The organism is Terasakiella sp. 4MB5A (assembly GCF_050058155.1).
GTDB classification, from domain to species: domain Bacteria; phylum Pseudomonadota; class Alphaproteobacteria; order Rhodospirillales; family Terasakiellaceae; genus Terasakiella; species Terasakiella halodenitrificans.
In genome coordinates this window covers 2,118,977-2,140,676 of sequence record NZ_CP188815.1, presented here as the reverse complement: position 1 = coordinate 2,140,676, position 21,700 = coordinate 2,118,977, and the positions used below count along the sequence as shown (strand labels likewise).

25 protein-coding genes are annotated in these 21,700 nt (G+C 46.4%); 18 read left to right on the top strand and 7 right to left on the bottom strand.

The features are described from left to right. Positions 1 to 89: 89 nt before the first annotated feature. The gene (locus tag ACI0FF_RS09815) at positions 90 to 692 is read left to right on the top strand and encodes a superoxide dismutase (RefSeq protein ID WP_417821091.1); all 603 of its coding nucleotides are present in this window, start codon (positions 90 to 92) and stop codon (positions 690 to 692) included. Positions 693 to 770: 78 nt separating this feature from the next. Here ACI0FF_RS09815 and ACI0FF_RS09810 read toward each other — a convergent pair whose 3' ends face one another. Genes ACI0FF_RS09810 through yajC form a run of 4 tightly spaced genes read right to left on the bottom strand, consistent with a single transcriptional unit; the run spans position 771 to position 4,109 of the window. Then, complete coding sequence (locus tag ACI0FF_RS09810) at positions 771 to 1,151, bottom strand: Mth938-like domain-containing protein (RefSeq protein WP_419796689.1); 381 nt, start codon at positions 1,149 to 1,151, stop codon at positions 771 to 773. Then, positions 1,151 to 2,104, bottom strand: coding sequence for a protein translocase subunit SecF (gene secF, locus ACI0FF_RS09805; RefSeq protein ID WP_419796688.1), 954 nt, complete (start codon positions 2,102 to 2,104; stop codon positions 1,151 to 1,153). The genes ACI0FF_RS09810 and secF overlap by 1 nt, the downstream gene beginning before the upstream one ends. A gap of 15 nt (positions 2,105 to 2,119) precedes the next feature. Further along, positions 2,120 to 3,679 (bottom strand): protein translocase subunit SecD, encoded by a 1,560-nt coding sequence (gene secD / locus ACI0FF_RS09800; protein ID WP_419796687.1) that lies wholly within the window; start codon positions 3,677 to 3,679, stop codon positions 2,120 to 2,122. Positions 3,680 to 3,710: 31 nt separating this feature from the next. Next, the gene (gene yajC, locus ACI0FF_RS09795; protein WP_419796686.1) at positions 3,711 to 4,109 is read right to left on the bottom strand and encodes a preprotein translocase subunit YajC; all 399 of its coding nucleotides are present in this window, start codon (positions 4,107 to 4,109) and stop codon (positions 3,711 to 3,713) included. A 134-nt stretch (positions 4,110 to 4,243) separates the two neighbouring features. On the opposite strand from yajC, the gene ACI0FF_RS09790 reads away from it, so the two are divergent. Further along, on the top strand, positions 4,244 to 5,101 hold the full coding sequence (locus ACI0FF_RS09790) for an ATP-binding protein (RefSeq protein WP_419796685.1): 858 nt from the start codon (positions 4,244 to 4,246) through the stop codon (positions 5,099 to 5,101). On the opposite strand, the gene ACI0FF_RS09785 is transcribed toward ACI0FF_RS09790, so the two are convergent. Then, a complete protein-coding gene (locus ACI0FF_RS09785; RefSeq protein WP_417830775.1) occupies positions 5,098 to 5,451 on the bottom strand; it encodes a VOC family protein in 354 nt (117 codons plus the stop codon). The two genes, ACI0FF_RS09790 and ACI0FF_RS09785, sit on opposite strands and share 4 nt — an antisense overlap. Positions 5,452 to 5,455: 4 nt before the next feature. Then, entirely contained in the window at positions 5,456 to 6,226 is a 771-nt protein-coding gene (xth, locus tag ACI0FF_RS09780) for an exodeoxyribonuclease III (protein WP_419796684.1), read from the bottom strand. Positions 6,227 to 6,276: 50 nt separating this feature from the next. On the opposite strand from xth, the gene ACI0FF_RS09775 reads away from it, so the two are divergent. Continuing rightward, complete coding sequence (locus ACI0FF_RS09775) at positions 6,277 to 6,963, top strand: hypothetical protein (protein ID WP_419796683.1); 687 nt, start codon at positions 6,277 to 6,279, stop codon at positions 6,961 to 6,963. A gap of 9 nt (positions 6,964 to 6,972) precedes the next feature. On the opposite strand, the gene erpA is transcribed toward ACI0FF_RS09775, so the two are convergent. Further along, positions 6,973 to 7,305, bottom strand: coding sequence for an iron-sulfur cluster insertion protein ErpA (erpA, locus tag ACI0FF_RS09770; protein ID WP_419796682.1), 333 nt, complete (start codon positions 7,303 to 7,305; stop codon positions 6,973 to 6,975). 105 nt (positions 7,306 to 7,410) lie between these two features. Between erpA and ACI0FF_RS09765 the strand changes: the two genes are divergently transcribed. The 15 genes from ACI0FF_RS09765 to ACI0FF_RS09695 all read left to right on the top strand — a co-directional run bounded on the left by ACI0FF_RS09765 (position 7,411) and on the right by ACI0FF_RS09695 (position 21,680). Continuing rightward, the gene (locus ACI0FF_RS09765; RefSeq protein WP_419796681.1) at positions 7,411 to 8,601 is read left to right on the top strand and encodes a deoxyguanosinetriphosphate triphosphohydrolase; all 1,191 of its coding nucleotides are present in this window, start codon (positions 7,411 to 7,413) and stop codon (positions 8,599 to 8,601) included. After that, on the top strand, positions 8,598 to 10,349 hold the full coding sequence (argS, locus tag ACI0FF_RS09760; protein ID WP_419796680.1) for an arginine--tRNA ligase: 1,752 nt from the start codon (positions 8,598 to 8,600) through the stop codon (positions 10,347 to 10,349). The genes ACI0FF_RS09765 and argS overlap by 4 nt, the downstream gene beginning before the upstream one ends. After that, positions 10,349 to 11,410 carry an SPOR domain-containing protein gene (locus ACI0FF_RS09755; RefSeq protein ID WP_419796679.1) on the top strand — a complete coding sequence of 354 codons (1,062 nt, stop codon included), beginning with the start codon at positions 10,349 to 10,351 and terminating at the stop codon, positions 11,408 to 11,410. Before argS ends, ACI0FF_RS09755 begins: the two co-directional genes overlap by 1 nt. Continuing rightward, positions 11,394 to 12,431, top strand: coding sequence for a beta-N-acetylhexosaminidase (nagZ, locus tag ACI0FF_RS09750; RefSeq protein ID WP_419796678.1), 1,038 nt, complete (start codon positions 11,394 to 11,396; stop codon positions 12,429 to 12,431). The genes ACI0FF_RS09755 and nagZ overlap by 17 nt, the downstream gene beginning before the upstream one ends. A 1-nt stretch (position 12,432) precedes the next feature. Next, positions 12,433 to 13,125 carry a site-2 protease family protein gene (locus ACI0FF_RS09745; protein ID WP_419796677.1) on the top strand — a complete coding sequence of 231 codons (693 nt, stop codon included), beginning with the start codon at positions 12,433 to 12,435 and terminating at the stop codon, positions 13,123 to 13,125. Positions 13,126 to 13,131: 6 nt separating this feature from the next. After that, the gene (locus ACI0FF_RS09740; protein WP_419796676.1) at positions 13,132 to 13,929 is read left to right on the top strand and encodes a segregation and condensation protein A; all 798 of its coding nucleotides are present in this window, start codon (positions 13,132 to 13,134) and stop codon (positions 13,927 to 13,929) included. Further along, entirely contained in the window at positions 13,930 to 14,571 is a 642-nt protein-coding gene (gene scpB, locus ACI0FF_RS09735; RefSeq protein ID WP_419796675.1) for an SMC-Scp complex subunit ScpB, read from the top strand. Positions 14,572 to 14,680: 109 nt separating this feature from the next. After that, the gene (locus tag ACI0FF_RS09730) at positions 14,681 to 16,339 is read left to right on the top strand and encodes an ABC transporter permease (protein ID WP_419796674.1); all 1,659 of its coding nucleotides are present in this window, start codon (positions 14,681 to 14,683) and stop codon (positions 16,337 to 16,339) included. 12 nt (positions 16,340 to 16,351) lie between these two features. After that, positions 16,352 to 17,407, top strand: a complete 1,056-nt coding sequence (locus tag ACI0FF_RS09725) for an ABC transporter ATP-binding protein (RefSeq protein WP_419796673.1) — start codon at positions 16,352 to 16,354, stop codon at positions 17,405 to 17,407. Between the two features lie 94 nt (positions 17,408 to 17,501). After that, on the top strand, positions 17,502 to 17,729 hold the full coding sequence (tatA, locus tag ACI0FF_RS09720; RefSeq protein WP_419796672.1) for a twin-arginine translocase TatA/TatE family subunit: 228 nt from the start codon (positions 17,502 to 17,504) through the stop codon (positions 17,727 to 17,729). A 33-nt stretch (positions 17,730 to 17,762) separates the two neighbouring features. Continuing rightward, positions 17,763 to 18,158: a Sec-independent protein translocase protein TatB gene (gene tatB, locus ACI0FF_RS09715; protein ID WP_419796671.1), complete on the top strand. Its 396-nt coding sequence runs from the start codon at positions 17,763 to 17,765 to the stop codon at positions 18,156 to 18,158. A gap of 11 nt (positions 18,159 to 18,169) precedes the next feature. Further along, positions 18,170 to 18,991, top strand: coding sequence for a twin-arginine translocase subunit TatC (gene tatC, locus ACI0FF_RS09710; RefSeq protein WP_419796670.1), 822 nt, complete (start codon positions 18,170 to 18,172; stop codon positions 18,989 to 18,991). Positions 18,992 to 19,003: 12 nt separating this feature from the next. Beyond that, entirely contained in the window at positions 19,004 to 20,281 is a 1,278-nt protein-coding gene (serS, locus tag ACI0FF_RS09705) for a serine--tRNA ligase (protein ID WP_419796669.1), read from the top strand. After that, on the top strand, positions 20,278 to 21,048 hold the full coding sequence (gene surE / locus ACI0FF_RS09700) for a 5'/3'-nucleotidase SurE (protein ID WP_419796668.1): 771 nt from the start codon (positions 20,278 to 20,280) through the stop codon (positions 21,046 to 21,048). Before serS ends, surE begins: the two co-directional genes overlap by 4 nt. Next, positions 21,045 to 21,680, top strand: a complete 636-nt coding sequence (locus tag ACI0FF_RS09695) for a protein-L-isoaspartate(D-aspartate) O-methyltransferase (protein ID WP_419796667.1) — start codon at positions 21,045 to 21,047, stop codon at positions 21,678 to 21,680. Before surE ends, ACI0FF_RS09695 begins: the two co-directional genes overlap by 4 nt. The last annotated feature ends 20 nt before the right edge of the window (positions 21,681 to 21,700 follow it).

Sequence of the window (21,700 nt, the reverse complement as noted above, 5' to 3'; positions counted from 1 at the left end):
TCTTTTTTTATAAAAGCCTTCATTTTTACAATCATTCTGCCTATTTTTTAGAAGTATTCAAATTTACCAAACTCAAAAGAGGTCACCAAATGGCATTCGAACTACCTGCCCTGCCTTATGCTCAAGACGCACTCGAGCCACATATCTCCGCTAACACTTTGAGCTTCCACTACGGCAAGCACCATAACACCTATGTTGTGAACCTTAACAATCTACTTGGTGATGCGGCTGGTTCTTCACAAGCCGACCTCGAAGCAGTAATCAAAGATGCTGCCGGTGATGCGTCTAAGGCTGGCGTATTCAACAACGCGGCTCAAGTCTGGAACCACACATTTTATTGGAACTGTATGAAGCCGAACGGCGGCGGCGCACCGAGCGGTGAACTGGCTGCAAAAATTGATGCGGCTTTCGGTTCTTTTGACAAATTCAAAGAAGAATTTTCTCAGGCTTGTATTACTGCTTTCGGTTCCGGCTGGGGTTGGCTGGTCGTTGAAAATGGCGAACTGAAAATCACTAAAACAATCGGTGCAGATACACCGGTGGCACATGGTCAAACCGCGCTTTTGACATGTGATGTATGGGAACATGCCTATTATCTTGATTACCAAAACCTGCGCCCCAAATATGTTGAAACTTTCCTCAACGAATTGGTCAACTGGGATTTCGTTGCTGAACAATTGGCAAACGCATAATTGCAGATCAACCAGATCAAAGAAAAAGGCCCGGTACAATTAAATGTACTGGGCCTTTTTACATGAGGGTTTAAGTGTTTAAACCGCAATAATCGCAGCCAATGTTCTACGGTCTTCAATTTGAAGGGCACAAAACGTGCGTGCTGCCGCGCCTGAGTTCATCCATTCCAGAATGAGGCCTTTTTCTTTTACGGCCTCACGCAAGCCTTTAGGGGGCATTTTGGATGTTTCCCCGCAACCAACCAGTAAAATATCATATTTTTCTGCATGATCGAGAAGCGGTTTCAGGCTATCCAACGTAATATCAGATGGTTCTGTCGCATCCCATGGGTCCACCCTGCCTTCATATAACAAGATGGATCCAGCGACGATATGGCCGTTTACATCGAAACGACCATCGCCATAGGATACGATCATTAAGCGATTGTCGGTAACGATGGGGGTGATGTCCAAAGACATTAAACAGCTCCCTCGCCTTCGACTTTTTCAATTTCACTATCTTCTTCATCTTCGTCATCACTGCGACGAAGTACGAAGTAAGTCAAAATCGGAACAGCAAGACAGATAGATGAGTATGTCCCGATCACAATGCCCCAGATCATGGCAAAACTGAAACCGCGAATGACCTCACCACCCAAAATATAAAGGGCAAGCAAGGCAACCAACGTGGTCACAGATGTCATAACTGTACGGGTCAGTGTTTCGTTAACAGACTTGTTCAACAGTTCTGGTAAATCCATCTTTTTGTACTTGCGCAAGTTTTCACGCACGCGGTCATAGACAACCACGGTATCGTTGATGGAATACCCGGCAATTGTTAGGACAGCGGCAACTGTGGAAAGATTAAATTCCATCCCCAGCAGGGCAAAGATACCAATGGTCGAAATAACGTCATGGATCAAGGCAATAACAGCCCCCATCCCGAATTGCCATTCGAAACGGAACCAGATGTAGACCAAAATCGCACCGATTGCCAGTGTAACAGCCATGACTCCGTCCATGAAGAGTTCTTCGGAAACCTTCGGTCCAACGAACTCTGTTCGGCGGTATTCAACCGTATCTTTTAATTCCGATTTAACGGCTTCTACGGCGGCCTGTTGCGCTTTCTCATCCCCATCTTGGCGTTGAATTCGGATAAGAACCTCTTCTGGTTCGCCAAATTCCTGGATGGAAATTTCACCCAAGCCGAGTTTTGAAAGCTGAGTCCGCAAGGCCCCTATATCTGCTGGGCCGCTATTGGAACGAACCTCCATCATGATACCGCCTTTAAAGTCGATACCATAATTCAAGCCATTGGTGCCAAAAATACCGATAGAGGCCACGATCAAACAGATCGAAAAGGCAAAGAAAGCAATTTTCTTGCCGATGAAGTCTAGTTTTGTCCCTGTCGGGATCATATGCAAACGACGCATGTGTAATCCCTCCTCTTACAGTTCAAGTGTTTTGGGTTTGGTACGACGTAACCACACAACAACTTGCAAACGGGTCAACATGATCGCCGTAAACATGGATGTCAGGATACCGATAGCCAATGTCACGGCAAAACCGCGCACCGGACCAGAACCAAATTGATAAAGCAAAATTGCTGCAATCAATGTGGTGACGTTCGCATCCACAATGGTTTTAATCGCCCGCTTATACCCGGAATCAACCGCCGAAATCGGGCCAAGCCCATTACGGGTTTCTTCACGGATCCGTTCGAAAATCAAAACGTTGGCATCCACCGCCATACCAATGGTCAGGACAATCCCTGCAATACCGGGCAAGGTCAATGTGGCTTGCAAAACAGAAAGGGATGCACCGATGAGAATAATATTAAACATCAATGCAATATCTGCATAAATCCCAAAACGTCCATAACTTGCAACCATAAAGATGATAACACCCAGCAAACCGATGACCGAGGCAATTTTACCCGCCTCAATAGAATCAGCCCCCAAGCCCGGACCAACGGTCCGTTCTTCAAGAATAACCAAAGGTGCAGGTAGAGCACCTGCACGTAATAAAAGCGACAGATCATTGGCTTCCTGAACGCTGAAACGTCCGGTAATGATACCGCTGCCACCCAAGATTGGACCTTGAATATTCGGTGCACTGATGACTTTGCCATCCAAAACAATCGCAAGGCGGCGATTGACGTTTTTAGATGTGACCTGCCCGAATTTCTTTCCACCTAATGCATTGAATGTAAAGGAAACAACAGGCTGAGCATCTTGGAATGTCGGTTGACTGTCAATCAGCATATCGCCACTGACTTCGACCTTACGGCGAACGGCGATTTTAGCGCTTTCATTTTCCGCATCCGGTAAAGCAATCGTTCCTGGGGGAATGCGTCCTGCCAGTATATCTTCCGGTGTTACCGTATGGTTCACCAGATGAAAGGTCATTTTTGCGGTTTTACCCAACAGACGTTTGACATCCTCAGGATTATCAATGCCCGGTAACTGGATCAAAATACGGTCATCACCTTGGCGTTGAATATTCGGTTCTTTTGTACCCGTTTCATCAATTCGGCGACGTACGATCTCAATTGATTGTTCTACTGCGGAACGTTTTGCCTTTAAAACGGCTTCTTCCGTCATAGTGATACTGATTTTACCATTTTCATTGACGGTTTCAGTACCTGTATCAATTTTACGAAGCAGATCATAGGCTTGTTGAACCTGATCTGGTTTTTTAATCTGGACGGTAACTTTGGAATCTTGGATCCCAAGACCGGTGTAACGAATACGTTCACTGCGCAGTGTTTGACGAATTGAATCAACAATCGATTCTAATCGTTCATTAATAACTGTCTGAGCTTCAACTTCCAAAAGAAGGTGTGAACCACCGCGTAAGTCAAGTCCTAGACTGATCTGTTGATTGGGGAGCCAACCCGGTAGATTTTCCGTCGTCTTGCGATCAAGCAGGTTGGGCGCAGCAAATGCCACGCCCAACAAGCAAACAGCGATCACGACGGCAATTTTCCATTTGGCGAAGTAGACCATGATATAAGGTCCCTTCCATTAACGTTCGTGATTAGTCTTTTTTACCGCCGAAGAGTTTTTTCAAACCACCGGCCTGTTCGGTTTTTTCTTCACCCTTGTCGGCTTCTTCACCTTTTGCGGGTTCTGTTTTGCTTGTGACTTGCGCGAGCATATCGCGGCGCACCTTAACAACAATGTCTTTGGCAATTTCGACAGATAGTTCGGTATCGTTTTCGACTTTCGTTACTTTACCGATAATACCGCCGTTAGTCACAATGTTGTCGCCGCGACGAACGGCTTCCAACATGGCTTTATGTTCTTTCGCACGTTTTTGCTGCGGACGGATCATCAAGAAATAAAAGACGATGAAGATCAGAATAAGCGGCAAAAAGGCCTCGATGCCGCCACCGGCACCACCAGCAGCTTGAGCATAAGCCGGAGAAATGAGCATTGAAAACTCCTTGGTTGAAACAGAAATATCGTTGGGTATTCCCCAAACTTGGCCGGGACTATACAATGCAGTGTTTACATTTTCTATATGAATCCTTAGCTTTCAGAGACTTTTTTCACCGATATGAGAGTAATATGAGCGAGCAACAAATCCTTTCCGTTCTTTTGCGAATTGCAGATGCATTGGAACGCCAATCCCCCAAGCCTGTTGCAAACAACGATCTTGATCATGCCGATGCCTTTGTATGGCATTCTGAAACCCATGCATTAAATGCCATACATCAGGTTAATCATGTGCCGCTTGATATGCTGCAAGGTATTGAATTACAAAAGAAATTACTCCTTCAGAACACGCAGCAGTTTGCAAATGGCTATTCGGCAAACAATGCGTTGTTATGGGGCGCGCGCGGTACGGGCAAGAGTTCGATTGTTAAGGCAGTACATGCCCATATTAACGCACAAAAAGCACATAGCCTGATGATTGTCGAAATTCACCGTGAAGACCTTTCGACCTTGCCTGACTTATTGAAAGTGTTGAAACAAACCAAGCGTCGTTGTCTTGTTTATTGTGATGATTTGTCTTTTGACGGTGATGATACATCTTATAAATCACTGAAAGCCGTACTTGAGGGCGGAATCGAAGGCCGACCGGAAAATGTTATTTTTTATGCCACATCAAACCGTCGCCATTTAATGCCACGCGATATGATTGAAAATGAACGTTCAACAGCTATCAATCCTGCGGAAACTGTAGAGGAAAAAGTTTCCTTGTCTGATCGTTTCGGCATGTGGCTTGGTTTTCACAATATGGATCAAAACACCTATTTCGCGGCAATTGCCGGATATATCGAACAATATAAATTGGATATATCCGAGGAAAACTGGAAAGCAGAGGCCATCGAATGGACGGTCACGCGTGGATCAAGGTCCGGGCGTGTCGCATGGCAATATATTCAGGATTTGGCCGGACGATTGGGGAAAAAGCTTTCCTAAGTCTCAGACCAAACGGCGAGTTCATATCCGTCTAAGTCCTTAAACTGAAAACGTCGACCACCGGGGAAATCGAAAATCTCTTTGCTGATTTCCCCACCTGCGGCTGTTACGGCCTCTTGCATCGCATTCAGGTCCGAGCCATAAAGCACAACTAAAGGCCCACCGGAAACCGGTGTGCCGTGGGCAAACCCACCCGTCATATGGCCATCATTAAATTCACAATAATCCGGCCCATAATCGGTAAAGGTCCAGCCGAAAACATCACCGTAAAATTTCTTTGATTGCGAAATATCCTGCACGAGAAATTCAATGTAATTGATTGTCTTATCTTTTGGGGGACAGAGCGTCATCTACTTAAATCTCCAATTCACACCAAACCGGCGTGTGGTCTGATGCTTTTTCCCAACCGCGTGGCGTTTTATCAATACCGGCATTGCTCAACAGGTCCGCCGCATGCGGGGATAACAACAGGTGATCAATCAGAACACCATGATCTTTAGTCCAGCCGCCTGCGCGATAATCCCACCATGAAAATTGACCCGATTCAGGATGATAAAGTTTAAAGGCATTGGTTAATCCAAGGTGAAGGTGCTGACGATATAGGCGGCGTCCTTCTTCACGACAGATGGCATCATTTGCCATTTTTTGAATGTCGTACACATCGCCATTATCGGGGGCGACATTGTAGTCTCCGCCCAAAACAAAGGGAATTTCCTGACTTAATAAGTCTTTTGTGCGTTCGATAACACGTTCCATGAAATTCAGTTTGTAATCAAATTTTTCCGAGTCGACCGGATTACCGTTGGGAAAGTAAATGGAGGCCACACGCACGTCGCCTGTATCAACTTCCAGATAGCGTGCTTGTTCATCGTCATCATTTCCGGGTAAAGCGCGCAAAACAACCTCAATCGGTGATTTTGATAACACAGCAACACCATTGAAAGATTTTTGCCCAACATATTCAATATGATAGCCAAATTCTTTCAATTCCAGTGCCGGAACAGCATCACCCGGTGTCTTTAATTCCTGTAAAAGCGCGACATCAGGATTGAAATCTTTTAACCAGCGCAGCAAATGTTCTGTGCGTGCATTAATCCCGTTTACGTTCCATGTTGCGATTTTCACAGGTCATTTCTCCATTGAGCCAACAGTCATCCATAACATATACTGTCCTTATGAAGTTTCCAGTATTCCTTTTCCTTTTTTTTGCCGGGCTGTTGCTGTGTGGCGCAGGGCAAAAAGCGTGGGCCAAAAACGGTTGGCCAACCTGCCCCGAAGATGGTCGCCGTGTAGAAATTTACATGGAGACCTCTATGGGAAACCTGCATTATCAAAACGGTTTTAATCCCGCACAATTATCGCAAATAAAAAACAAGGTGCGCCGTCAAATGGGGCCACTTTGGGTGCCAAATGGTCTGACAGTTGCCGATGAAAACTATAATCTTGAAATGCAGACCCAAATTTATCAGCTTGGTCGAGACCGTTATTGCGCTGTTATTAAATCAGCAAAGCTTTTTATCGGGTATCGTAATATCAATGTTTATGTCAGTTCAAAATACCGACAAGGGACTTGCGAATATGAATCGATCTTAAATCATGAAAATACTCATGTGCAGATCTTTCGTGATACACTTTATCGCCATGCAAATTCTATTGAAAGTGCCATTCGTAAAAAAGCCCCTAGAATAGGTCCCGTCTATTTACGTTCACCTGACGCCGCCAGTAAAAAGTTACGAGACCTGCTTGATGCGCAGATCAGACCACTTTTTAAACGCATGTCATCGGCGATAAGTCGCAAAAATGCCCGCATCGACACAAAAGCCAACTATCGCCGCGAACAGGCGATGTGTTCTAATTGGTAAATATTTGAATTAAACGGAAAAAGAAGACCCGCAACCGCATTCCGATGTTGCATTCGGATTGGTCATTTGAAAGCTGGACCCCATCAAATCGGTGACGTAATCCAGTTGTGCACCTTCCACAAACGGTAAGGAGGCTTCATCCACCAGCACATCAACATCGTCAAAGCTAAAGACTTGATCATCGGCTTTGACTTGATCATCAAGGCTGAAGTTATAGGAGAAGCCCGAACAACCGCCGCTGGAAATCATAATTCGAAGCTTGAGGTTCGGATTACCTTCCTGCGCAATAAGTTTTTTAACTTGCTCGTTTGCGCTTTGTGTCAAACCAACTTGTGCAGTCATAATCGAACTCCGTCCTATAAAATATCTTTGGCCTTTTATGTAATCTATCTTTTGCATTTGTCAAACCCATTGCATATCAAGGCCCGCGAGGTTACCTTTCCTTTCATGAACCAACATATCTCACTTGCCCCATTTGCCAGCCTGCCGGAACAAAGCAAAGGCCGCTGTTTTCCTGAACCGGAAAGTGCGACACGAAGCTGTCATCAACGTGATCGTGACCGCATTATCCATTCTGCCGCCTTTCGTCGTTTGCAGTATAAAACGCAGGTTTTCGTCAACCATGAAGGCGATTTTTTCCGAACGCGATTGACGCATTCCCTTGAAGTCGCGCAAATCGCCCGAACAGCATGTCGTTATCTCAATTTAAATCAGGAATTAGCGGAATCGCTTGCCCTTGCCCATGATCTTGGCCATCCCCCTTTTGGACACGCGGGTGAAGACGCCTTGGACGAAGCCCTCGCGCCTTATGGCGGGTTTGATCATAATGCGCAATCACTTCGTGTTGTCAGTGAGCTGGAGCAACGCTACGCCGAATTTGACGGGCTGAACCTGACGTGGGAATGTGTGGAAGGTGTTGTCAAACATAACGGTCCCTTGTTGGGCTCTAAAGTTTCCTCACCCAAACCGGTTCCGCAGGCGATTTTGGACTATAATGAACATGTTATGGATCTGGATTTAGAAAATTATTCCAGTCTGGAGGCACAAATCGCTGCCCTTTCCGATGACATCGCCTATAACAATCACGATATTGACGATGCCTTGCGCGCTGAAATTATTCGAATCGACGACTTAAGTGATATTCCGGTTGTGGGCGAAACATTTGCACAAGTTGCCAAACAATACCCCGGCTTGGATGAATCTCGCCTGATTTACGAGGCTGTACGCAGACTAATTGGCGATATGGTCAACGATCTCTTGCAGGAAACGCAACAGCGCATTAAAGATGCGTCACCAAAAGATATTGATGATATCCGTCATTCAAACGGACCGATTGCTTCTTTCTCCGAACGCATTCAACAATGTGATCGGGAATTGAAGGCCTTTATGTTTGAAAACGTTTATCGTCATTATAAGATCAATCGGATGACCAGCAAGGCCCGCCGGGTGGTACAGAACTTGTTCACCTTGTTTATGGCAGAACCTAACTGTTTACCGACTGAATGGTACAAACTCACCGATGGCAAGCCGTCGGAACGCACCGCAAAGGTCGTTGCCGATTATATTGCCGGAATTACAGATCGTTACGCGTTGGATGAACATGCCCGTTTATTTGACGTACAGGCCAGAAACTCATGAATTTTTTTAAAGCATTTCATTCCGAAATTTCTTCTATCGTTGAAAAATTATCTACTGAAGGCAAATTGCCCGATGGCATGGATCCATCCCGCCTGACGTGTGAACCACCGCGTGATGCCTCGCACGGTGATGTTGCCACCAATGCCGCAATGGTTCTGTGTAAGCAGGCCAAAATGAAACCGCGTGATTTGGCAGAACTGCTGGCAATGAAAATTGCCAAAATTGATCACGTCACATCAGTTGATGTTGCGGGCCCCGGTTTTATCAATATCCGTCTGGCGCAAGAATTTTGGCATGCCAAATTATGTGACGTACTTGCAGCAGGCACCGATTGGGGGAATTCCGATATCGGAACCGGTCAAACGGTGAATGTGGAATATGTGTCGGCAAACCCGACAGGCCCAATGCATGTCGGACATGGTCGTGGAGCCGTGGTTGGTGATGCCCTCGCCTTATTGTTAGCCAAGGCAGGTTATAAAGTTACCAAGGAATATTATATCAACGATGCCGGTGCACAGGTTGATGTCTTGGCCCGTTCTGCTTACTTGCGTTACCGCGAAGCCTTTGGTGAAACGATTGAAATTCCTGAAGGCCTTTACCCCGGTGATTATCTGGTTCCAGTCGGTGAAAAACTGAAGGAAACATTCGGTGATAAATGGCTAAATGCCGAAGAAGGTGATTATCTGGAAGAGATTAAAGCCTTTTCAATCAATGCTATGATGGATTTAATCCGTGAAGATTTGGCCGTTCTTGGTGTAACCCATGATGTCTTTTCTTCTGAAAAAGAATTGGTTGAAAATGGCGGCGTTGACAAGGCAATCACTTATTTAGAAGAACGTGGCTTGATCTATACGGGCGTACTTGAACCGCCGAAAGGCAAAAAGCCCGAAGATTGGGAACCGCGTCCGCAATTGCTGTTTAAAGCATCCGAATTTGGTGACGATGTTGATCGCCCACTTAAAAAATCCGATGGTTCCGGGACTTACTTTGCCTCTGATATCGCCTACCATTTTGATAAATTCCAACGGGGATCAGATCAATTGATTGATGTCATGGGCGCAGATCACGGCGGATACGTTAAACGGATGAAAGCCGCTGTTAAGGCCATGTCCGAAGGTAAAGCCGAACTTGATATCAAGCTTGCCCAAATGGTCAACCTGATGGACAATGGCGAACCTGTTAAAATGTCAAAACGGGCCGGCACCTTTATTACCTTGCGCGAAGTCATCGATAAAGTCGGCAAAGATGTTGTACGCTTTATTATGCTGACACGTAAGAATGACGCGCAACTGGAATTTGATTTTACAAAAGTAACCGAACAATCCAAAGATAACCCGGTTTTTTATGTTCAGTATGCACATGCGCGTTGTCATTCGGTATTCCGTAAGGCGGATGAAGAATTCACCGATCTGGACCGGACAGAAACCGCATTGGCAAAAGCGGATTTATCCTTGTTAAATGATGAATCAGAGCTAACTTTAATGAGATTGATGGCAGAATGGCCGCGTTTGATTGAAGCCGCAGCCGAAAGCCACGAACCACATCGTATTACCTACTATCTGTACGATTTGGCGTCCGAGTTCCATTCTCTTTGGAACAAGGGCACTGGGGACGTTAGTTTGCGTTTCCTGCATGCCGACAATCTGGAATTGACCAAAGCGCGTCTGGCTTTGTTAAAAGCGGTCTCTTTGGTGATTGCATCCGGTTTGCTGGTTTTGGGTGTTGAACCACGTGAGGAGTTGCGTTAATGCCGCATAGGGATGATTTCGACGACGATTTAATGGACCCGTCTTCGGATGCCTATGATTACAAGCCCGTTTCGTCAAACGAAGGCGGCGGCGGTAAAGCTGTAAAGCTATTGGTCGCTGCCACGGTCATTGCCGGTTTGGCAGGTGGTGCCTGGTATTTCGTAGGAAGCGGGCCAAAAAACCATGATGACGTGCCGCTTGTGCGCGCAACAGACAGCCCAACCAAAGAAAAACCGGATGATCCCGGTGGAATGGCTGTTCCAAATCGCGATAAAACGGTTTATGACCGTGTGGCTGGTGATAATACAGAACCCAAATTGGAACGTTTGTTGCCTCGGGCAGAGCAACCATTGGATAAACCTGTTCAAAGCATCCCCCTGCCCGAAATGGAAACAACGCCCCCGCCAAGTGAAAATGCGGCTATAACACCGGGTATAGCAGAGCAAGCAACGCAATCAGAAACGCCAGCACCTGCCTTACCGGAAGTGCCGTCGGAAGATCTAGCAAAAAATATATCTGAACCAGAGCCCGCACCAGTACAAATTGAAGATCCAAACTCACCTCGACCCTTGGTTAAACGCGATGTAGAAGATGCTGCAACACCTGTTGATCAACAGGACAATGCGGAGCATGCACCGACGCAACAGGATAAAGAAGATCTGAATGCAAAAATTGCAGAAGCTCTTGGTGAAACGCCTGCAGGGCAAGTTGAACAATCGATAACAGCCCCTGCCCCAAAAACGGCGATGGCGAAGATCGAAGAAAAGCCAAAAATCATCCCAAGCGAAGTCAAACCGCTGGATCAGGCCGGATATATTTTGCAATTACTGTCTTCTAAAAGCGAAAACGGTGTGCAATCAACCTGGGACAAGATCAAGGCAAAAAACACCGATATTATTGGTGATCTTCCCGCCAATATCGTCAAGGCGGATTTAGGGCCTGAAAAAGGTATCTATTACCGTTTACGCTTGGGGCCGGTTCAAACTGCGGATAAAGCGAAATCTTTATGTGCGCAATTTAAAAAACGTAAAGTGGGGTGCTTCATTGTCAAAGTACGATAATGACAATCCAAATGCCGTCATCTTTGGCTGTGAGGGATTGGAACTGAATGACTGGGAACGTGATTTCTTTCGCGATGTAAATCCGCTTGGTTTTATTCTTTTTGCCCGCAATATCGATAATCCCTATCAGGTGCGTGAACTTTGTGATGACTTACGAAGTTGTGTGTCACACCCGGATGTACCAATCCTGATTGATCAGGAAGGCGGACGAGTTGCTCGCTTAAAACCAACGCATTGGCGTGCAGCCCCGACAGCGGCCAAGATCGGTGAACTGGCGGCTTTTAGTCTGGAAATGGGATTGGAAGCGACACACTTGAACGCACGCCTGTTTGCCTCAGAACTGATGGACCTTGGTATTAACGTGGATTGCGCACCTGTACTGGATATCCCCACAGAAGATGCCGACCCGATTATTAGTGACCGTGCTTATTCCACCCACCCGGAAATGGTGGCTGTTTTGGGCCGGGCGGCCTGTCGTGGCTTTATGGCAGGTGGGGTTTTGCCTATTATAAAACATATACCCGGTCATGGACGCGCAACTGTGGACAGCCATAAGGCTTTGCCCGTTGTCGATACCACCCTTGATATTCTGGAAAGTGTAGATTTCCGCCCCTTTATTGATCTGGCGGATATGCCGTGGGCGATGACAGCACATATCGTCTACAGCGATATTGATCCATATGCACCGGCAACTATGTCGCCCCGCCTGATCGAAGATGTTATTCGCCGCCAAATCGGTTTTAACGGTATTTTGATTTCTGATGATCTTTCCATGCATGCACTGGAAGGTGATTTTACAAATCGGGCTGAAAGCGCCTTGGAAGCCGGATGTGACCTTGTCCTTCATTGTAACGGGGAACGCGAAGAAATGCTGGCAGTTGCTGAAGGTCTGCGACCGATTAACGATCAAACCGATGATCGCCTGGAAGAAGGCTGGAAAATGTGCCGTGAAAATCTGGAAGAGATTGATTTCGACCAAGCCGAACACCGTTTCAACACCCTGATGGAATTGGTCTTGTAATATGGATTTTGCCAACATCGGTTTTATGATTTCAGTCTGGATCATTCCGATCATCATTGCCGTGACCTTACATGAAGCCGCACATGGCTGGGTGGCTTGGCGTCTTGGCGATCATACGGCCTACATGATGGGGCGCGTCACATTCAATCCCATTAAACATGTTGATCCGTTCGGCACGCTTTTGATGCCGGGGTTAATGCTGTTGCTGTCCGGCGGGAAAATGATGTTTGGCTATGCCAAGCCGGTTCCGGTCGATATGCGCAATTTTTCCAATATCCGGCGAGATATGGTACTGGTTGCAGCGGCTGGACCGGGGGCAAATATCCTGATTGCCATTATCTCTGCCTTATTATTTTACACCTTACCTTTAATGCCTTCCGATGTCGCCAACTGGCTAGGTCACAACCTTAAAAACTCTATATATATCAATGTAATATTATGTGTTTTTAACTTGATACCTTTACCGCCACTTGATGGTGGACGGATTGCTGTTGGGCTTTTGCCTCATCCTCTAGCTATGCGTTTAGCAAGCCTTGAACGTTATGGCATGTTCATTCTATTAGGTATGATTTTTTTAGTACCTTACTTGGGAAATATAATCGGCTTAAACTTAAATATTTTTTGGTGGTTAGTTAAAGTTCCTGCCGACTATATTACTTATGGAATTGCCTATATGGTCGGTATCGCGGGGTAAAGCGTGATGGCCAATCTCATCGACCTTGACCAGCACGAAGACGACGACCTACGTCCGAAACGTAAAAAAGCATCCCTGATTATTGATCTCGATGGATTTGAGGGACCGCTTGATATCTTGCTGGAATTGGCCCGCGATCAAAAGGTTGATTTGATCCATCTGTCTATTTTGGAACTGGCCGATCAATATTTGTTATGGGTGGCGGAAGCGCGTCGCCAAAACTTAGAACTAGCGGCTGATTATCTTGTTATGGCCGCCTGGTTGGCTTATCTGAAAAGCCGTTTGTTGATCCCGGCACAGGCCAGCGAAGAGGAACCGAGCGCCGAAGAAATGGCAGCCGCCCTCGCCTTTCAATTGCAACGACTGGAAGCCATGCGTAATGCCGGACAGACCTTGCTGGAACGTAATGCCTTAAACTTGATAACCTTTCGCCGAGGTGAGCCTGAAAATTTCGGCAAGCTTGATGACGTGACCTATGATGTTACCTTATATGACCTGATGAAGGCTTATGGGGATCAAATGAACAAGCATGTGGATCAAACCCTTCATATAGAACCCACAGACCTTTATTCTATGGATATGGCGATTGAACGGTTACGGTCTTTCCTTGGTAAAATACCGGAATGGACAACGTTAATTCACTTCTTGCCCAAAAATTTGAAAAATAGCCTTCATACCCGTTCCGCTATTGCCTCAACCTTTGCCGCTGCCTTGGAAATGGCACGCGATGGAAAAGTAAAAATCAGACAATCCGATACCTTCGGCCCGATATATATCCAAAGCCCGGATATGGAGATCAAGTAAATGAGCGACGAACAGTTCACAGAAAACCTCCGCCTTTTGGAAGCCGTTCTTTTTGCAACTAAGGAACCCTTGGGCGAACGCAAGCTTTCCAATTATTTTGAAGATGAAATTGACCTGAAAGCCATGTTGAAAACCCTTCAGGAAGAGTATGCGAATAAGGGGGTCAATCTGGTTCGACGCGGTAATGCATGGGCATTTCGCACAGCACCGGATTTGGCGGAAAAGTTAAGTGAATATCGTGAAAACGTAAAAACCTTATCGCGCGCTGCTATCGAAACCTTAGCCATTATTGCCTATCATCAACCTGTTACGCGTGCTGAGATTGAAGAAATTCGTGGTGTTTCCCTTTCAAAAGGGACGCTAGATGTTTTGTTTGAAGCCGATTGGATCAAACCACGCGGGCGCAGACGGACACCGGGTCGCCCCATGACATGGGGCACCACGATTGATTTTCTGGATCAATTCGGATTGGAACGGGTTGAAGACCTGCCGGGCATAGAAGAATTGAAATCAGCAGGTCTGTTGGATGCCCGCCCTGCCATCAATGCCTATACCGTACGCGGGGAGATGGAACTGCCGTTTGACCACCCCGACCAGCCGGAAGACGATGACGAACTGGCCGAACCCCTCAAAGAAGAATAATCATAGAAAAATTGCCAGTATTTCTGCTGGACGGATCAACTTCTTTTGTATATTTGTTATTGCAAGTCATTTTCAAAAACAACAACCCTATCAATAAAAACGCGTGGCCATGAAACAATACGGATTGCAAAATCTCTTTAACGGCTGGACTCTCTTCACCGTTATAACCGCGCTGATTATTGCCTCACCTGTTTTCATTGTTGTTTCTTATGTGTTTGTTCCCACAGGTGAAATCTGGTCTCATTTGGCCGATACAGTGCTTGGGAACTATATCTATAATTCCGTTCTTTTATTGGTTGGTGTCGGCATGGGTACACTTGTGGTCGGCACAGGTTGCGCGTGGATTGTCACCATGTGCCGTTTTCCGGGACAAAAGGTCTTTGAATGGGCGCTTTTGCTGCCCTTGGCGGTTCCGGCTTATGTGATTGCCTATACCTACACCGGGCTCATGGATTTTGCAGGTCCCGTACAAACCGTCTTGCGCGAGGTTTTCGGCTGGACCTCACGGCGTGATTACTGGTTCCCTGAAATCCGTTCGGTTTGGGGGGCGATGACCATGTTCACATTGGTGCTTTACCCCTATGTCTATATGTTGTCACGTGCGGCATTCCTTGAACAATCCATTTGTGTACTGGAAGTCAGCCGCACCCTTGGGCGCACCCCCTGGCAGGCTTTTAAAGATGTTGCCTTTCCCTTGGCGCGCCCCGCAATTGCGGCAGGGAGCGCCCTTGCCCTGATGGAAACCTTGAACGATTTTGGCACCGTTCATTTCTTTGCGGTCGATACCTTTACGACAGGCATATACCGAACGTGGTTTGGTATGGGGGAACCGGCGGCAGCGGCACAATTGGGGGCATGTCTTCTTATTTTTATTGTCAGCTTAATCGCCCTTGAGCGTTATTCACGTGGTAAAGCGGCGTATCATCACACGACCGTGCGGTATCGGGCGTTAAGCAAGTTGGAAATGTCGCCCCTGAAGCAAGTGATTTGCATTCTAGCTTGTTTTATCCCCGTTTTATTGGGTTTTTTACTGCCCGCAGGCATCTTATTAAATTGGGCTTTTCAAACAACCGAATGGTGGATGAACCTACAATTTGTCGAATTTGCCTTTAACAGTTTCATCCTTGCCTGTGTCGCCGCATTATTGGCCGTAATCTTGGCTGTTTTAATGGCCTATGGCGCCAGACTACGCCCGTCATTTTTTACCAAATTCGGTGTGCGCGCCGCATCTATCGGCTATGCCGTGCCAGGATCAGTTCTGGCGGTTGGCATTATGCTGCCGTTTGCCTGGACCGATAACCTGGTGGATAGCTGGGCGCGCGAACATCTGGGTTTTTCAACCGGATTGATTCTGTCTGGAACAATCGTTGCCGTTGTTTTTGCCTATATTGTCCGATTTTTGTCGGTTTCCTTTAATGGCATTGAGGCCGGGCTGGGTAAAATTACACAAAATATGGATTGTGCGTCACGTACGCTTGGACACAATCCGTCAGAAACCCTTAAAAAAGTACATCTCCCGCTTATTCGTGCCAGTATGTTTAGTGCCGGGATTTTAGTCTTTGTCGATGTGATTAAAGAACTTCCAGCAACCATGATTATGCGCCCGTTCAATTTTACTACATTAGCCGTTCGCACGTTCGAGCTGGCAAGTGATGAACAATTGGCCGAAGCTTCCAGTGCAGCGCTTGCAATGGTACTTGTTGGTATTATTCCGGTGATTATGATCAGTCGTACCATTGCGAAATCACGCCCAGGTCAAGAAAATTAGGACAGAACGAATATGGTTTTAAAACTTGAAGATATAAGACTTTCTTTTGATGGTTTTTGCGTTCTGGATAATCTCAGCCTCCATGTGAAAGCCGGTGAATTTGTCTGTTTGCTTGGCCCCAGCGGCTGTGGCAAGACATCAACTTTGCGGGTTTGCGCAGGCTTGGAAAGCCCGCTAAGTGGTCGTGTCATGTTGGGTGATAAAATCGTAACAGATGGTACAAAAGTCTTACCACCGGAAAAACGTCATATCGGTTTTCTTTTTCAAGATTTCGCCCTTTTTCCACATTTAAATATTTTTCAAAATGTTGCCTTTGGACTTAAAGGGTATTCTAAACCTGAAACTGAAAGTCGTGTTCTTGAAGTTTTAAAACAGGTGCGTATGGATAAATATGCCTATGCCCTGCCCCATACATTATCAGGGGGTCAACAACAACGTGTCGCGCTCGCACGTGCCTTGGCCCCAAAACCGGGGATCATGTTGCTGGATGAGCCTTTTTCCGGTCTGGACTCAGGCTTACGTGCTGATATTCGCGATGAAACCTTGCATGTTTTAAAATCAACAAATGTCGCTGCCGTGATGGTCACTCATGACCCGGAAGAAGCTATGTTTATGGCGGACCGTATTGTCTTGATGAAGGGCGGTTCTATTATTCAGGATGGTGCCCCGCACGAACTTTATACAAATCCAATTGACCATTTTGCAGCCTCTTTCTTTGGCGAGATCAATATCATTAAAGGTATCATCAAAGAGAACACCGCCCAGACTATTCTAGGCAATGTGCAAACATCCGGCTTTAACGAAGGTGAAATCGTTGATGTCCTCATTCGACCGGAGAACGTGATTGTCCGGCCCAGAAACGATGTTGATCAGCATTTCCATACAACAAAAATTGAAGCCGCCCGCTACTTGGGGCGAGACAGCTTGCTGCATCTCTGTGTCGAAGATGAAACAGGAACGTGCACACATTTGCATGCACGTATTGATAGTCAGCTAAAACCTATCGTAGATCAGAATATTGTTGTAACAATGGACCCCACACGCGCCTTTGTGTTTCGCGCCTGTTAAATGTAAAAAATTGTGCCTTTAGCATTGCCGGGCTTCCATCTTTCTGCTTATATGCTTGTCAACAATTGTATAACTAAAATCTTGGAGACCACGCATGGGTATTGGTGTTTGGCAAGTTGTTCTTGTCCTTGTCATTGTTTTGATCATTTTTGGTGCAGGTAAATTGCCTAAAGTCATGGGTGATGTTGCAAAAGGCGTCAAAAATTTCAAATCCGGCCTGAAAGAAGGCGAAGAAGAAGCCAAAGCAGACGAGCAACCTGCAATCTCTACCAAAGAAGAAACGGAAGTTCCGGCGTCTTCCGAGAAAAAAGACGTTTCTTAAGCCCTTCCCTTTCCCTGAATCTGGATAGAATCGATGTTCGATATCGGTTGGACGGAAATCGTCACCATTGTGATTCTTGCTGTTCTCATCATCGGTCCGCGCGACTTGCCCAAAGCAATGCGCGCAATGGCAAAGATGATTGGAAAGGCCAAGCATATGATGCGTGAATTTCAAAATAACGTCGATGATATGATCCGGGATACGGAATTGGAAGAAGTAAAGAAATCTATTCAATCCGCCCGTAATTTTGACGTAAAAAGCCAAGTTGCCAAGGCTATTGACTCAGATGGATCAATTGAAAAAGGAATGGATCTTTCAAAAGAATCTGCTGCTTTCAACAATTCCATGAAAGAGCCATCTCCCTCGCAAGACGAACAAGTTGCTGCGCCCAAAGCGGAAGCAGTATCGGATCAATCAGAAAAGAAATAACGAGTTAGGCCGTGCAAGAACCTCAAGCCGTTGAAAATACGATGCCCTTAATGGAGCATCTGATTGAACTGAAAAATCGCCTGACTGTCGCGGTTATTGCTCTATTCATCGCTTTTTTGGGGTGCTACTACTTTGCAAACGAAATTTATGGATTTCTGGTTCAGCCGCTAGCAACTATTCTTTCCGAACTTGGCGGCAATCGCCGTATGATCTATACGGCGCTACATGAAGCCTTTTTCACACAGATCAAGGTCTCTTTCTTTGCAGCCTTGTTTCTTGCCTTTCCAGTCATTGCCACACAATTTTGGAAGTTTTTAGCACCAGGGCTTTACAAAAATGAGAAAGCTGCACTTGCGCCTTATTTAGTTTTATCCCCTATCCTGTTCGCGCTAGGCGGGGCACTGGTCTATTATTTCATTATGCCATTGGCATGGAAATTCTTCCTCAGCTTTGAGACTTTAGGTACAGATGGCACTTTACCCATTCAGTTGGAAGCCAAGGTAAACGAGTATCTGGCCCTCGTTATGAAATTGATTTTTGCCTTTGGTATCAGTTTCCAACTGCCATTGGTTTTAACTTTAATGGCGCGTATCGGGGCCGCAACCTCACGCGGCCTTGCCGCAAAACGTAAATATGCTGTTGTTGTGACCTTTATCGCCGCAGCCCTTATGACCCCACCCGATATTATTTCGCAAGTAGGGCTGGCAATTCCCATTCTGTTTTTGTATGAAATCTCTATCATTTCGGTGCGTAGCGTAGAAAAGAAACGCGGCGACATCGAAGATGAAGAAGATGACGATGAATTCGAAGAAACAGACTTCAATATGACTTAAGGCTTTGTAGCTATGTTCGATATTAAATGGATACGAGATAACCCTGATCAATTCGATACAGGGCTGGAGCGACGTGGGCAAGAAGCACAGGCAGAAGGTCTGATTGCCCTTGATACAGAACGCCGTGATATTTTAACGCGCGCCCAAGAAGTTCAGGCAGAGCGTAATAAGCTTTCCAAAGAAATTGGACTGGCAAAACGCGAAGGGCGTGACGCTTCTGATATTATGGAACAGGTCTCCCAATCTAAAAATTTACAAGCAGAGTTGGAAGAACAAGCCAAAGCCAAGGAAGCTGAGCTCGAAAATGCGCTTATGTCCTTGCCGAACCTGCCCTATGATGATGTGCCGGATGGCAAGGATGAAGATGATAACGTCGAAGTCCGCAAGTGGGGTGACGTTCCGTCTTTTGATTTTGAAGCCAAAGAACATTTCGATATCGGCGAGAAACTCGGCCTGATGGATTTCGAGACTGCCGCCAAATTGTCTGGCTCTCGGTTCGTCTTGTTGTCCGGTGCGCTTGCCCGTATGGAACGCGCTTTAGCGTCTTACATGCTGGACCTCCACACCATGCAACACGGTTTTACCGAAGTAAACCCGCCTGCCTTGGTGAAAGACGCAGCCCTTTATGGTACGGGCCAACTCCCAAAATTTTCCGAAGACCTCTTTCGTACGGAAGAAGGGTTCTGGATGATCCCGACGGCAGAAGTTCCGCTGACCAATATTGTCGCCGGTGAAATTATCGCTGAGAATTATTTACCGCGTCGTTATACGGCCATGACATGGTGTTTCCGTTCCGAAGCCGGGTCTGCGGGCAAGGATACACGCGGTATGATCCGCCAACATCAGTTCAGCAAGGTTGAGATGGTCTGTATCACCAAACCCGAAGAATCAGACGCGGAACTGGAACGCATGACAGGATGCGCCGAAGCGGTTTTGCAAGGCTTGAAACTGCCTTATCGCGTCATTACGCTTTGTACAGGCGATATGGGCTTTAGCGCCCGACGCACCTATGACATCGAAGTCTGGTTGCCGGGTCAGAACCGTTATCGCGAAATTTCGTCTTGTTCCACAACAGGGGATTTCCAAGCACGGCGTATGAAAGCCCGTTACCGTGCCGAAGGTGAGAAAAAACCGCAGTTTGTGCATACCTTAAACGGGTCCGGCCTGGCAGTCGGTCGATGCTTAGTTGCCGTTCTTGAAAATTATCAACAAGCCGATGGCAGTATCATTGTGCCGGATGTTTTGCGTCCCTACATGGGTGGCCTTGAGGTTATCGAGCCAAATAAATGATAGACCTATCCCAAGCCCGAATTTTGATATCAAATGACGACGGTATCCATGCACCGGGCTTGAAGGTACTGGAACATATTGCCAAAGAAGTGGCGAAAGAGGTCTGGGTGGTTGCACCGGAAACGGAACAAAGTGCAACCGGGCATTCCCTGACCCTTCGCCGCCCTTTACGCATTCATAAGCATTCAGATCAACGTTTCAGCGTGGACGGAACCCCGACCGACAGTGTTTTGTTGGCTTTGAATGAAATTATGAGAGATAACCCACCCGATTTGGTTCTTTCCGGTGTAAACCGTGGCGGAAACTTGGGTGAAGATATCACTTATTCAGGCACAGTTGCAGCGGCGATGGAAGCAACCTTGTTAGGGGTACCCGCAATCGCCTTATCACAATTTTATAGTGATCCTGATCGGGTTAAATGGGCAACCGCACAAACGCATGGCCCGGATATTTTGCAAAAGCTCACTTCAATTGGTTGGCCAAAAAATACATTAATGAATGTAAACTTCCCCGATGTGGTCGCAAAATCTGTAAAAGGAATTGAAATTACCCAACAAGGCCGACGTAAAATTGGGGATGATCTGGCCAAAGGAATTGATCCGCGCGGAGAAGAATATTTTTGGGTCGGTGCTTTACGGTCCCAAGAAACTTTCCATGAAGGAACCGATTTGCACGCTGTTACACATGGGAAAATTTCCATAACACCCATCTCGCTGGATTTTACAGATTATTCGACACTCCATGACTTACGTGGGGAAATGTTATGAGTATCGAAGCTCAGAAAATTCGCCTTCTTATGGAGTTACGCCGACAAGGCATAACAGACACGAATGTTTTAGCCGCATTGGAACGTATTCCACGCGAAAGTTTCGTTGCAGCAAGCTTTTTCGATCAAGCTTATGATAATATCGCTTTGCCGATTGGGTATAACCAGACCCTTAGTCAGCCATATATTGTTGCCTATATGACGGAAAAGCTTCGGGTCAATGACCGTATGAAAGTCTTGGAAATAGGCACAGGGTCCGGCTATCAAGCTTTGGTCTTGGCAAAACTATGCCGACGTCTTTATACGGTTGAACGTTTCAAGCCATTGTTGGAACAAGCGGAAAAACGTTTTCATGACCTCAGACAAACCAACATAACAACGCATTGCGGGGATGGTACATTAGGCTGGCCCAAACAAGCCCCGTTTGATCGCATCATGGTTACTGCGGCAGCGGCTGATGTCCCCCCTGCCCTTGCCGATCAGTTATCTGTTGGTGGTATTATGGTTTTACCGATTGGGGAAGATACCTCTGCACAATGGCTTATTCGTGTCACCCGGACCGAAGATGGTTTTGATGTTGAAGAATTGGAAAAGGTTCGTTTTGTCCCCCTTCTGCCCGGTTTGCCAGAATAAGTTTGAAACCCCGCTTAAGC